Origin of the sequence: Streptacidiphilus sp. MAP12-16, assembly GCF_041262165.1 — a bacterium.
In the GTDB taxonomy this organism is placed as follows: Bacteria; Actinomycetota; Actinomycetes; order Streptomycetales; family Streptomycetaceae; genus Streptacidiphilus.
In genome coordinates, this window is the sequence record NZ_JBGCBY010000008.1 from 296,869 (window position 1) to 309,658 (window position 12,790).

Sequence of the window (12,790 nt, forward strand, 5' to 3'; positions counted from 1 at the left end):
ACGCTGTCTGCCCTTTCGGAAAGTGGTTCTCTCGGTGTGCGACTCATGGCGCGCCCGGTGGCACGAACGGCAGCCCGTCGGGGACGCCGCCCTCGATCAGCCGCAGCAGCGCGCCGGTGTCGGCGTGCTCCTCGATCAGGTCCCCCAGCCGTTCCAGCCGCTCTTCCCGCGCCGCGGGGAAGCAGGTGCCGGGCGCGGGTGTGAAGTCGCGGCCGGCCAGCGCGGCGACCTCGCGCAGGAAAGCCCGCCGGAAGCCGTCGTTCTCCAGTGCACCGTGCCAGGTCGTACCCCACACCGACCCGGCCCGGCAGCCGTCCAGAGCACGCCCCCGGTCATCGGAGATGAACACGTCCCCGCCCTCGACCGTGGCCACGCCGTGATGGATCTCGTATCCGGCGACGGTCTCCCCGTACGCCTGGCCGACCGGCCGGGCCAGCGTCTTCGCCGCCGCGAACTCCACCCGTATCGGAAGCAGTCCTAGCCCCGGGACGGCGCCCGCCCGCGACTCGACCTCGTCGAGGATGGTCCGCCCCAGCATCTGGTAGCCGCCGCACACGCCGAGCACCGGCAGGCCGTGCGAGGCGCGCTCGGCCAGCGCGGTGTCGAGGCCGCGCTCACGCAGCCAGGCCAGGTCCGCGATGGTGGCGCGGGTTCCCGGCAGGACGACCAGGTCGGCGTCCGCCAACTCCTCCGGCCGGGTCGCCCAGCGCACCAGCACTCCGGGCTCCTGCGCGAGCGCGTCGATGTCGGTGAAGTTGGACAGGCGCGGCAGCCGCACCACCGACACCCGCAGCACCTCGCTACCGTACGCGCCGCCGGTGGGCGCGCGGTCGACCAGACCGGCCAGGTCCAGCGAGTCCTCCGCGTCCAGCCACAGCCCGGACAGCATCGGCAGCACGCCCAGCGACGGACGGTGCGTCAGCGACTCCAGCATGTCCAGGCCGGGTTGCAGCAGCCTCACGTCGCCCCGGAACTTGTTGACGATCCATCCGCCCAGGTGCCGCTGGTCCTCGGCGGACAGCAGCGCCAGCGTCCCGAACATGGAGGCGAACACGCCGCCCCGGTCGATGTCGCCGACCACGACCACCGGCAGCCCGGCCGCCGTGGCCAGGCCCATGTTGGCGATGTCACGGTCCCGCAGGTTGATCTCGGCGGGGGAGCCCGCGCCCTCGCACACCACCACGTCGTAGCGGTCGCGCAGGTCGGCCAGGCAGTCCAGGGCGATCCGCAGCAACGCGGGCTTGCGCTCGCGGTAGTCCAGTGCGCCCACCTCGGCGACCGGTCGGCCCAGCACCACGACCTGGCTGCGCCCGTCGGCGCCGGGCTTGAGCAGCACCGGGTTCATCGCGGCCTCGGGTTCGATCCCGGCCGCCGCGGCCTGCATGGCCTGCGCGCGGCCGATCTCGGCGCCGTCAGCGGTGACGAAGGAGTTGAGCGACATGTTCTGCGCCTTGAACGGAGCGACCTTCACCCCCTGCCGGAGCAGCCAGCGGCAGATCCCGGCCGTGACCACGCTCTTTCCGGCGTCGGAGGTCGTCCCCGCGACCAGCAGCGCACCCTTCATCGCTTCCCCCTCCTCGTCGGACTCCCCGTCAGGTTCCGCGCCAAGTTCCGAGCCAAGTTCCGCGCCAGCCCTGCCACGGCTGTGACCAGGACTGCCAGCAGGCCGACCCGCCGCGACAGCACGCAGGCCCGTTCGATGTCCGCGACCTCGACCGGCCGCAGTTCCGCTCCCAGCACCGCCCGGTGCTCCCATTTCTCTCCGTAGCGGAGCGTCCCCCCCAGCCGTACGCCCAGGGCGCCCGCGAACGCCGCCTCGGCCTGGCCGGCGTTGGGGCTGGGATGACTGGAGGCGTCACGCCGCCACACCCGCCAGGCGTCCGCGCGCCGCTCCGGCTCTGCGGCGGCCACCGCCAGCAGCGCGGTCAGCCGCGCCCCGGGCCAGCCCGCCACGTCGTCCAGTCGCGCCGAGGCCCACCCGAACCGCAGGTACCGCGCCGAGCGGTGCCCCACCATGGCGTCCAGGGTGTTCACGGCCCGGAACGCCAGCAGCCCCGGTGTGCCCGCCACCGCGCCCCACACCAGCGCGTTCACGACCGCGTCCGCGGTGTTCTCCGCGACGGACTCGACCACCGCCCGGGCGACCTGCTGCTCCGTCAGCTCGCGCGGGTCCCGCCCGCAGAGGTGCGGAAGTCGCTCCCGCGCCGCCGTGAGGTCCCCGGCCTGCAGCGCGCCGCCGATCGTGCGCGCCTCCCGGACAAGCGATGCGCCCCCCAGCACAGTCCAGCTCGCCGCCCCGGCCAGGAGCACCTGTCCGGCACGCCTCCCGCCCAGCGCCCGCCCGGTGCAGACCGCGGCACCCGCCACCGCGCCCACGCAGACGGCCGTGAAGAGCGCGCCGGCGTCCCTCCGGTCCCGCCACAGCCGCCGTTCCAGCACTCCGGCGGCGCGTCCGAACCCGGCCACGGGGTGTCCGCGCCGGGGATCGCCGAAGGCGGTGTCGGCCGCGTATCCGGCGGCGAGGCCCAGAGCGACCGCCGTACCCGGGGCGGTCGCACGTGCTGCGGTCGCACGCACGGCGGTCAGTGGGGCGGCTGCGCGGGGACGTGGACAGCGGGAGACGGCGGCGGCAGGGCAGCGCGCATGGCGTGGATGTCCTCACTCAGGGTCCGCGCCCTGGATCGACGAACCGGGGGCGAGAGTCTCCTGGCTTCCGGATCGACACGCTCCCGGGCCTTCCCGCAGCGGTGTCACCCGCCGCCGTGGCCGTCGTTCGAGAGCGCTCCCCGGTGACAGTGGCGGGACCGCGCCGGACTGAGGGTCTCCCCTGTCACCGGCTTCCTCTCCGTGCCTCCGTTTGGCCTTGCGATCCCACCACGCCGCCCGACCGACCGTCAACACGGACCCCGACGGACTCGGTCACATCTCCGCAGGTCGCCCCGCCACCGGTGGACCGGCCGGAAGACCGGCCACGGGTGGGCCGGCCGGCGGAAGACCGGCCGGCTCCAGGGAGGGCGGGGCGCTCACGCCGCGTGGTCCCCGCCCTTCGCGGTCGGCGGCGGCGACTGCTGCGGACGCACGATGCGCAGCAGCTCCACGGTGCCCTTGACGACCGGCCCCGGCCCGGACTGGCCCTGCGGTCCCTGACGCTGCAGCATCTGGCTCTGCACGACCTGCTCGCCCGGGCTGGTCGGCGGGCGGAGCACATGGTCCTCGAGCCAGGACATTCCCAAGATCACTACAAGACCCAGCGGAGCGATGAGCAGGCACAGAAGGACAGACATGGGCACCCCAAGGAGTTGAGTGCTGCGGTCTTCCGGTCCCCCCGCACTCAAGCGTCTGCCACCGCCCGGCGTTCCGCATCTCGAGGCCGCCCTGCCTACTCCCGCTGCCTGCACACGCGTGCGGCAAGGGTCAGTGGCGCGGTCAGTGGCGCCCCGAAACCACGTCCGCCACGCGGGCGATCGGCGAGGTGGTGGCCCTGCCTCCGCGCTCCTGGCGGTCCGCCGTGTGGTAGGCGGCGTACATGGCGTGTACACCGATCCAGCGCAGCGGTTCCGGCTCCCAGCGGCGGACCTGGTGGCCCACCCACGGCAGCGCCGTGAGACTCGTCTCGCCGCCCGAACCCAGCTCCCGCAGCACCAGGTCACGCAGAGTGCGCGCGGCCAGGTTGGTCGTGGTCACGCCGCTGCCGACGTAACCGCCCGCCCAGCCGAGGCCCGAGGCCCGGTCGAGCTCCACTGTCGAACACCAGTCCCGGGGCACGCCGAGAACGCCCGACCAGGCATGGTCGATCCGGGCGTCGCGCGCTGCCGGGAAGAAGTCGACCAGGATGTTCCGCAACTGGTCGATGGTCCGCTGCGCCGTCACCCCGTCGGTGTCGGTCCGCGAGCCGAAGCGGTACGGCACGCCGCGCCCACCCAGCGCGATCCGGTCGTCGGCGGTCCGCTGCGCGTACATGTACGCGTGTGCCAGGTCACCCAGGGTCTCCCGGCCCGACCAGCCCGCCGCCTCCCAGAACGACGCGGGCAGCGGCTCGGTGACGACCATCGAGGAGTTCATCGGCAGCCAGGACCGCCGCTCGCCGCGCAGTGCCGAGGTGAAGCCCTCGGTGGCCCGCAGCACGAAGCGCGCCGACACCGTGCCCCGGGCCGTGACCGCCCGCGCGGGGCGTCCGTCACCGGCCGGGAGGATCTCGGTGACGGGCGTGCCCTCGTAGATCTCGACACCCATCGACTCGACCACCCGGGCCAGCCCCACGACCAGCTTCGCGGGCTGGATCCGCGCGCCGTGCGGCGTCCAGCTGCCGCCCAGCGCACCCGAGACGTTGATCCGCTGCGCGGCCTCGGCCGCGCCGAGCAGCTGCTGCTCGGTCTCGCCGAAGGAGTGCTCCTCCTCGACGTAGGCCTTCAGCCGGGAGAGTTGGGCCGGGGTCCTGGCGACCTCGAGCACGCCACCCTTCACCACGTCCGCGTCGATGCCCTCGGCCGCGCAGACCCCGATGACCTCGTCCACCGCGCCGTCCATGGCCTGCTGCATGGCGATCGCGCGCGCCTTGCCGTAGGTGCGGGCGAAGACGCCGCGTCCGGCGAAGCCGTTGTAGAGCCAGCCGCCGTTGCGGCCGGATGCGCCGTACCCGCAGAAGCGCTGCTCCAGCACGGTGACGCGGAGGCTCGGGTCGGCCTTCTTCAAGTAGTACGCGGTCCACAGGCCGGTGTAGCCGCCGCCGACCACGCATACGTCGGCCTCCGCCGAACCGTCGAGAGGTCGGCGTGGCGAGGGGAGCCCGATAGCCGAGTACCAGAACGAGACCCCGCCGTTGGCAGTGCCGGGCGTGCCGGGCGTGCCGGATGCCGACGGCGTGGCGGGAGTGGGGGACGTGGAGGACGTGGCGGACGTGCCCACGGGGACCTGCTTCCGGGACGGGGAGCGTGCTTGCTCAGGTGCCGGGCACGCTACCCAGGCTCGCGACCAGCGGCAACGCGCACTCTGTCAGGCCCGGAGCCCGGAGTCGGACACTCCGTCGGATGGCGGCCTACCGGTGGCGGGGAGTACCGCGCAGTACTGGGATGGGTGAGAAGCGGGTAGAGGCCGCTGTGGTAGAGGCCGCTGTGTGGGATCGACCGTGGGGAGCGACATGCGTTGGGGAAGGGCAGCGATTGTGGCCACAGCCTCGGTCGTCGGCGCCGGCGCCGTCGCGCTGGTGGCCGGCCGCGTGGTCTCGGACTTCTCGCTCCGGCCCCGTGGCGCCCCGCCGGCGGCCGCGGGTGGCCTGCGCATCCACTCCACGGCTGCCGGGCAGATCGAGCTGACCCGTTCCTGGGAGACCCAGCGTCCGGGCCGCTACGGCCTCGAGTGGAGCGGCGGGCACGCAGTCGTCGGCGAGGTGCTGAGTACGACCGCGCAGACGGTCGTCCGCCGTCTGGAGAGTGCGCGCAGCGGAACCCTCGCCGTCGGCACCACCGTCCGGATCACTCCCCACGTGTACGTCGGCGACCCGAAGACCGCCCTCGGTCTGGACTTCACCGAAACCCATGTGCGCGGCGAGCTGGGCCCGATGCCCGCCTGGTACCTCCCGGGCGTGCGCGACCTCTGCGTGATCGCCGTCCACGGCTTCGGCGCCGACCGCGAGCAGGTCCTCCCGCTGCTGCCGCTCTTCGACCGGCTCAAGGTCCCGGTCCTCGCGGTGACCTACCGCAACGACGAGGGCGCCCCCCGCTCGCCGGACGGCATCGGCCACTTCGGCGAGACCGAGTGGCGCGACGTGGAGGCCGCGATCCGGCTGGTCGTGGACAGCGGCGGACAGCGGGTGCTGCTCTACGGCTGGTCCATCGGCGCGACCATGGTGCTGCAGGCGGCGGTCCGCTCCTCCTGGCGCGAGGTCGTCCGGGGCATGGTGCTCGACTCGCCGGTGCTCGACTGGAACGAGACGGTCCGCCGCCAGGCCACCCGGCGCGGCGTCCCGAACGCCCTCGCTGAACTGGGTGCGCGCGCCGCGGAGGGCCGCGCGGGCGTGGACCCGGCCCTCATCGACCGGCTCGCTCTCGGGGACGGCATCGACGTCCCGGTGCTGCTCCTGCACAGCGTCGACGACACCGTCGCCCCCGTCGGCCCCTCCCGCCGGCTCGCCCGGCGCCGGGACGATCTCGTGCTCTACGAGGAGTTCACCGACGCCGAGCACGAGGCCCTGTGGAACGCCGATTCGCATCGCTACGAGGAGACCCTGCGCAGGTTCCTCACCCCCCTCCTGTGACCCATCCGTCACCAATCCGGGACCTGGCGGACGCCGCCGGGCCTGAGGATGTGACAACTGCCCTGCGGACGGGGAAGACTGCACGGCGTGACGTCCCGGAATTCGCGTGACCGTACTGGCCGATCCGAGATTTCTGGCCGACCCGACCGTGCCGACCGCCCTGACCGTGAGGGCCGACTGCAGGGTGCGCCCGCCCGGGTGACCCGACTGCCTTCGGCTGCAGCCCCGCAGCAGCCGCGCGCAGCCGCTCCCGGCGGCCCACCGCGTTCCGGCGCCCAGGCCCGCCGTACGCCCCCCGCGGGGCTGCCAGGACCTGCCCAACTATCCCCGCTCGCGCGGCGACTGCTGGCCGACGCGGTGCGCGTCGCGCGCTGGGCCGGGGAACTCCCCAACGTCGACCGGCGCGGGGACCTCCTCGACGACGACGTCCGCGACGCGGGCCACGCCCTCGCCCTGACACCCGCCGCGGCCATCGCCGCCTGGGAGCGCGCCCGTCTCGCCGGGCTGGTCGAGCTGCGGGGCAGCGGCGCGGGCCCGGGCTGGCGGCTGCACGCCTGGGAGCACGACGACGAGGCCGTGCTGCGCGGCTGGGCGGCGCTGTTCGACGCCTGGACGCTGCTCGTACCGGTGCCCGACCGCGCCCTCACCTCGCTGGCCGGGCTCGCCGTCGACCACGCCCCGCAACTGCTCTCTTTCCTGCACCTGGTGGACGGCCCCGTTCCGCTCACCGAGCTCCTCGAACTGCTGAGGCGCGGCCTGGAGGAGCAGTGGCACGGGGGAGTGCACCCCGCCCTCGGCGCCCCCGTGCGGCACGCGGCCTGGGCCGTCTCCGCCGTGCGCGGCGACAGCGCGCTCGCGCTCACCCTCACCCCGGGCACCGCCGAGGTCGCCGAGGTGCTCGAATGGATGCTCGACGGCTTCACCGCCGTTGGCGCGCTGGTCCGCCGCGAGGACGGCCCGGGCGTCGGCTGCGACGTCGGTCCCGGCTTCGGCCCCGAGGTGGAGGTCTGCGCCGAGCTCACCCCGCTCGGCCACTGGGCGGTCCGCGCCAAGCTCGAGGAGATCTGCACCGTCGCGCAGACCGCCGCCGGGCACATCGAGCAGTCCGCCCTGGAACTGCTCACCGCCTGCGCCGGCTACTCCCCCGGCCCGGCCCGGGCCGAGTACCGGGCCTGGCTGGCGGCCCGTCAGACCGACCGTGCCGTCACCGACCTGCTCGACGTCGCCCGGGGGGAGGACCCCCTGCTCCGCGGCCTGGCCTTCGAGGCCCTGCGGGTCGCCGGGCATCCCGCCGAGCCCGCCGTCCGGGACTGCGCCGAGGAGCCGCTGCTGCGCCCGTACGCGCTGCTGTGGCTCGCGGAGCAGAACGACGAGGGCGTGCTGCCGTCCGACGTGCTGGGTCAGGACGACGCCGCCTGGTTGTGGGTCGACACCGGCGCCGCCGTATTGGAGCACGGCGACACGGCGATGCTGATCCGCCACGTGCAGGGCGCGGCCGACGGGGACCCGATCCGCCTGTTCGCCCTCGCCCGGCGGATCGGCCACCCCCGGGCCGGCCAGGTCCTCGCCGCCGTCGCCTCCGCCCATCCCGACCCGGGCGTCGCCCGCGCCGCCCGCCGCAGCGCCTTCAGCGTCCACGACGGCGGGCGCTGAAGCACCGCCGCGTCGCGCCCCGTTCCCCCGGGGACCCGGCCTGGGGCAGGATGGCGCGCGTCAGCAGCAGCGACGCGGGCCGCGAGGGGCAACACGTGAGTGCACACCGGGACTGGGCGGCGTTCCAGTACGAGATCTACCTCAACGGGATGACCGGGGCGGTGCCCCGGATGCCCACGGACCTCTCCCAGTTGGAGGCCCTGGCCACCCGGCGCCTCGGTCCCGGCCCGGTCGGCTACGTCGCCGGAAGTGCGGGCAACGGCAGTACCGAGCGTGCCAACCGCGCGGCGCTCGACCGCCGGCGGATCGTCCCCCGGATGCTGCGCGACGTGCACGAACGGGATCTGTCGGTGGACGTCCTCGGCCGCCGGCTGCCCGCGCCCCTCGCTCTCGCGCCCGTCGGGGTGCTGTCGATCCTGCACCCGGAGGGTGAGATCGCCGCGGCCAGGGCAGCCGCGGCCCAGGGTGTCCCCTTCGTCCTCTCCTCGGCGTCGAGCACGCCGATGGAGCAGGTCACCGAGGCGATGGGCGACGGAGAGCGCTGGTTCCAGCTGTACTGGTCCAAGGACCGGGCGGTGGCGGCGAGCTTCCTCGACCGGGCGAAGAAGGCCGGCTGCACGGTGCTGCTGGTCACCCTGGACACCCCCCTGCTGGCCTGGCGTCCGCGTGACCTCGACCAGGCGTACCTGCCCTTCCTGCACGGGGTGGGCACCGCCAACTACTTCTCCGACCCGGCCTTCCAGGCGGGCCTCGCCCGGCCGGTCCAGGAGGACCCGAACGCGGCCGTGCTGCACTTCGTGTCGATGTTCGCCGACCCCGCCAAGACCTGGGCCGACCTGCCCTGGCTGCGCGAGCACTGGGACGGCCCGATCGTGCTCAAGGGCATCCAGCACCCCGACGACGCCCGCCGCGCGGCGGACGCCGGCATGGACGGCGTGGTGGTCTCCAACCACGGCGGCCGCCAGGTCGCCGGCGCCGTCGGCGCGCTGGACGCGCTGCCCGGTGTCGTCGCAGCCGTGGGGGAACGGCTGACCGTGCTCTTCGACAGCGGCATCAGGACCGGCGACGACGTGTTCAAGGCGCTGGCGCTGGGCGCGAAAGCGGTGCTGCTGGGGCGGCCCTACGCCTACGGCCTCGGACTCGACGGCCAGTCGGGCGTGGAGTGGGTGATCCGCGCGCTGCTGGCGGAGTTCGACCTGACGCTGGCCCTGGCCGGATATGCGCGGCCGGACCAGCTGACGCCGGACTCCCTGTCCGCGGACGGGCATTTTTGACGATTTGTCAAGCTGACCTCAAGGCCTTGTGACAACGGTTTGGCAAAGGTGGCACCACGGCTCTCGCTGCCACCACCCCGAGTGTGGTCAAGTCTCTGTGCGCATGGGCACATCAGCACAGCAGGACGATCCGGTGTCATCCATCACTTGGGGAGCAACTGTTGACCACAGCACTTCGAAAGCGGCGCGGGCTCACGGTCGTGGCCCTCGCCGCCGCAGGGTTCCTCGCGGCCTCGCAGGCACAGGCGGCCCCCGGCCCGAACGGGGGCCGCAACCTGTTCGCCCCCGGCGCCGCCAAGGCAGCCGCGGAACACCGCATATCCGGCGGCACATCCAGCAGCCTGCACGCCGCAGCCAACGCGGCGGGCGGCGGTGACAGCGGGGGCGGCGAAGCCGGCCTGATAGCCGAGGGCGCGGCCCAGTGGGCCGAGGCCAGGACGTCACCGGGATCGATCCTCCCCGGCGCGTACGGCGCGGCCTGGAACCAGCTGAAGGCCCTGCCGGAGACCGGCGGGAACTGGCGGCAGGTCACCAACCTCCCCTACAACTCCGATGACCCGCGCTACCGCGACTACGACTCCAACTCCAGCGGCGGCTCGGGCCTGGTGACCGGCCGCACGGCGGCGCTCGCGGCCGACGACCTGGGGCACGTCTACGTGGGCAGTGCCGGCGGCGGCGTGTGGCGCTCCAGTACCGGCGGCGGCGCGTGGACGCCCATCAGCAACCAACTGCCGTCCCAGTCCACCGGCGCACTGGCGCTGGACGCCCAGCACCGGCTCTGGCTGGGCACCGGAGAGGCGACCACCAACGCCGACGCCTATCTCGGCGACGGCGTCTACGTGTTGACGCATCCCGAGCATGACAGCTTCTACTCCCGTGACCGGGTCGGCGGCGCCGAGCTGGAGAACACCACCATCCACGAGCTGCGCTTCAGCGGCGACACCGTGTACGCGGCGACCAGCAGCGGCCTGTGGTCGCACTCCAGCAAGCACCTCGACGGCCCCTGGAAGCTGGAGTTCGCCCCCAACCCGGCCTACCTGACCGGCGGTTCGTTGGCGAGCGACCCCAGCGCCGCGTACAAGAACATCGTCAGCGACATCGCCTTCGACCCGGCGAACCCGTCGAAGATGGTGCTGGCCGCGGGCTGGCGCTCGGGCGACAGCTACAACGGCTTCTACACGAAGACGGGCGGCAGCTGGCAGCGCCTCACCTCGCTGGGCGACCTGCCCGCCGACGCGGCCAATGTGGGCGCGGTGACCTTCGCACGTTCCGCCGACGGCTCGCGCTACTACGCCATCGACGAGTCCCCGGTCGGGCTCAACTCCGGGACCGCGCCCCTGTCGGGGATCTTCGTCTCCAAGAGCGGTTCGCCGTTCGGCCCGTGGACCCGGATCGCCGACGCCGCCAAGCTGGCCGCCTCCGGTTCGGCCGAGAGTCCTCCTGGTGGCCAGTCCTGGTACAACCAGTTCCTGCAGGTGGACCCGAACAACGCGGACCACCTCTACGCGGGCCTGGAGGAGGTCTACGAGACCAAGGACGGCGGCGCCAACTGGACCACCCCCGGCCCGTACTGGAACTTCACCTTCCCCTGCTGGAGCCCGGACCCGACCAAGCAGACCGGTACCTGCTCCCAGACCACGCACTCGGACCAGCACGCCGTCGCGGTCGGCAGCTACCACGGCACGACCGTGCTCTACGTCGGCAACGACGGCGGCGTCTACCGGCGTCCGGTGAACGGCAGCGCCGACGCCTCCGGCCATGCCACCGACTGGACCTCGCTCAACGACGGCAGCATCGACGCCCTGCAGTACTACTCGGTGGGCGTCGGCCGTGACCTGACCAACGGCGGGGTCATCGTCACCGGCGGCCTGCAGGACAACGGCCAGTCGATCCTGCGCGGCCAGGGCAGTCCCAACCGGGACACCGTCATGGGCTCCAACTTCGGCGGCGACGGTGGGATGACCCTGGCCGACCCGGCCAACGGCTGCAACACCGCCGCCGAGTACGTGTACCTGGAGATCAACGTCACCCAGAACTGCGCGGTCAACAACGGCCTCGGCGCAGCCACCACCTACAACGTGCCGCCGCCGGACAACGCGAGCTCGAACGCCCGCTTCATCGCGCCGTTCACCGCCGACCTGAAGAACAGCAGCACCTGGGTCGCGGGCGGGGAGCACGTCTGGGTGCAGACCCAGGGCTTCGGCATCCGCAGCTCCAGCGCCTGGACCAGCGCCTACGACCTCGGCGCGGGCCCTGTCGCGAGCCATGTCGCGACGGCCCTGGCGGCCTCGGGCGGCAAGGTGTACGCGGCCTGGTGCGGCCCCTGCAACAGCGTCGGCTTCACCCGCGGCATCGCCGTCGGCAACGCGGACGGCACCGGCTGGCACCAGATCACCCTCCCGGCCACCGGCGGCGTGCCCAACCGCTACCTCTCCGACCTGCAGGTCGACCCGGCCGATGCCAACCACGTCTACCTGGCCGTCAACGGCTTCTCCCGGCACTGGAACGAGGGCCCGGGGGCCGGTATCGGCCATGTCTACGAGAGCCACGACGGCGGGGTGACCTGGTCGGACGTCTCCACCAACCTGCCTGACATCCCGGCGGACTCGCTCGCCGTCACTCCCGGTGGCGGCCTCGCCCTCGGCACCGACCTGGGCGCGCTGTACCGGGCTCCCGGCCAGACCGGGTGGAAGGTGATCGCCTCGCTTCCGGCGGTCGCGGTCAACCAGATCATCGTCGGCCCCGACGGTCGGCTCTACGCGGCCACCCACGGGCGCGGCATCTACTCGATCGAGCTGGCCGACCTCAAGCACTGAGTCGGCTCACGCAAGACCGGTCGGTCTGAGTTGCGGCACGGGCTCCACAGCGTCATGGTCCACAGCGGACCGGTGGAGCCCGTGCCGTACGCGTTCACACTCGTGTCCCTCGGATTCCTCCAGGAGTGCCCGGAACAGATCGGAACAGATCCCGAAACAAGCCTGATTGGTCAGGTGTTGACGGCGGACAACCCCTGTTCTCCGGTCGCGCACCGCCCTTTGACGGAGGGTACGGTGGCGGACGGTACGGTGTGTTGCGTGAGCAAGGCGTGGCCGAACAGGGGAGGCCGAGGATGACCGACCATCCGCGGATCGACACGGCCGCCGAGGCGGTCGCCGACGCCCGGATCCAGGCGTTCGGCGTGGTGCTGACCACCGCGAGCCGCCTGGAGCGCCTGCTCGGCGCGGTGATGGAGCGCGAGAGCGGACTCAGCCACGCCATGTTCGAGGTCCTGCTGCTGCTCGCCGCCAAGCCCGAGGGCGCGCCGATGGGCGATCTCTCCCGCCGGCTGGTGCTGACCAGCGGCGGTGCGACCCGGCTGATCGACCGCATGATCGAAGCCGGTCTGGTGCGGCGGGACCGCTCCCGCGAGGACAAGCGGGTCCAGGTGGTCACCCTCACGGACGCCGGTGCGGACAAGCTCGTCGAGGCCGCCCGCCGCCATGTCGTGGAGCTGGAGCGGCATGTGTTCGGGGTGCTCCCGCCGGACCGCGCCGCCGCCATGGTGGAGGGGCTGGACGAGCTCGGCCGCCACGCCCTGGAGGCGCTGCCCCCCTTGGGCTGACCCCGCGCC

9 protein-coding genes and 1 riboswitch are annotated in these 12,790 nt (G+C 73.2%); of the genes, 5 read left to right on the forward strand and 4 right to left on the reverse strand.

Going from position 1 to position 12,790, the window contains the following annotated elements; all coding sequences use genetic code 11:
* Positions 1 to 43: 43 nt before the first annotated feature.
* From ABIA33_RS13510 to ABIA33_RS13525, 4 genes are all read right to left on the reverse strand, one after another.
* On the reverse strand, positions 44 to 1,564 hold the full coding sequence (locus ABIA33_RS13510; RefSeq protein WP_370080871.1) for a cobyric acid synthase: 1,521 nt from the start codon (positions 1,562 to 1,564) through the stop codon (positions 44 to 46).
* Entirely contained in the window at positions 1,561 to 2,577 is a 1,017-nt protein-coding gene (locus ABIA33_RS13515) for a cobalamin biosynthesis protein (protein ID WP_370080873.1), read from the reverse strand. Before ABIA33_RS13515 ends, ABIA33_RS13510 begins: the two co-directional genes overlap by 4 nt.
* A 122-nt stretch (positions 2,578 to 2,699) precedes the next feature.
* A riboswitch (cobalamin riboswitch) is annotated at positions 2,700 to 2,845 on the reverse strand.
* A gap of 178 nt (positions 2,846 to 3,023) precedes the next feature.
* A complete protein-coding gene (locus ABIA33_RS13520) occupies positions 3,024 to 3,284 on the reverse strand; it encodes a hypothetical protein (RefSeq protein WP_370080875.1) in 261 nt (86 codons plus the stop codon).
* Between the two features lie 142 nt (positions 3,285 to 3,426).
* The gene (locus tag ABIA33_RS13525) at positions 3,427 to 4,791 is read right to left on the reverse strand and encodes an NAD(P)/FAD-dependent oxidoreductase (RefSeq protein ID WP_370080965.1); all 1,365 of its coding nucleotides are present in this window, start codon (positions 4,789 to 4,791) and stop codon (positions 3,427 to 3,429) included.
* Between the two features lie 370 nt (positions 4,792 to 5,161).
* On the opposite strand from ABIA33_RS13525, the gene ABIA33_RS13530 reads away from it, so the two are divergent.
* From ABIA33_RS13530 to ABIA33_RS13550, 5 genes are all read left to right on the forward strand, one after another.
* Positions 5,162 to 6,253: an alpha/beta hydrolase family protein gene (locus ABIA33_RS13530; RefSeq protein WP_370080877.1), complete on the forward strand. Its 1,092-nt coding sequence runs from the start codon at positions 5,162 to 5,164 to the stop codon at positions 6,251 to 6,253.
* A gap of 198 nt (positions 6,254 to 6,451) precedes the next feature.
* Entirely contained in the window at positions 6,452 to 7,906 is a 1,455-nt protein-coding gene (locus ABIA33_RS13535) for a hypothetical protein (RefSeq protein WP_370080879.1), read from the forward strand.
* Between the two features lie 149 nt (positions 7,907 to 8,055).
* The gene (locus tag ABIA33_RS13540) at positions 8,056 to 9,180 is read left to right on the forward strand and encodes a lactate 2-monooxygenase (RefSeq protein ID WP_370080967.1); all 1,125 of its coding nucleotides are present in this window, start codon (positions 8,056 to 8,058) and stop codon (positions 9,178 to 9,180) included.
* Positions 9,181 to 9,341: 161 nt separating this feature from the next.
* Entirely contained in the window at positions 9,342 to 11,996 is a 2,655-nt protein-coding gene (locus tag ABIA33_RS13545) for a glycosyl hydrolase (RefSeq protein ID WP_370080881.1), read from the forward strand.
* A gap of 293 nt (positions 11,997 to 12,289) precedes the next feature.
* The gene (locus ABIA33_RS13550) at positions 12,290 to 12,781 is read left to right on the forward strand and encodes a MarR family winged helix-turn-helix transcriptional regulator (protein ID WP_370080884.1); all 492 of its coding nucleotides are present in this window, start codon (positions 12,290 to 12,292) and stop codon (positions 12,779 to 12,781) included.
* Positions 12,782 to 12,790 lie beyond the last annotated feature (9 nt).

Coding starts and splice junctions, on each gene's coding strand:
- ABIA33_RS13550 (WP_370080884.1), top strand. CDS start 12,290: ATGACCGACCATCCGCGGATCGACACGGCCGCCGAGGCGGTCGCCGAC.
- ABIA33_RS13520 (WP_370080875.1), bottom strand. CDS start 3,284: ATGTCTGTCCTTCTGTGCCTGCTCATCGCTCCGCTGGGTCTTGTAGTG.
- ABIA33_RS13510 (WP_370080871.1), bottom strand. CDS start 1,564: ATGAAGGGTGCGCTGCTGGTCGCGGGGACGACCTCCGACGCCGGAAAG.
- ABIA33_RS13540 (WP_370080967.1), top strand. CDS start 8,056: ATGACCGGGGCGGTGCCCCGGATGCCCACGGACCTCTCCCAGTTGGAG.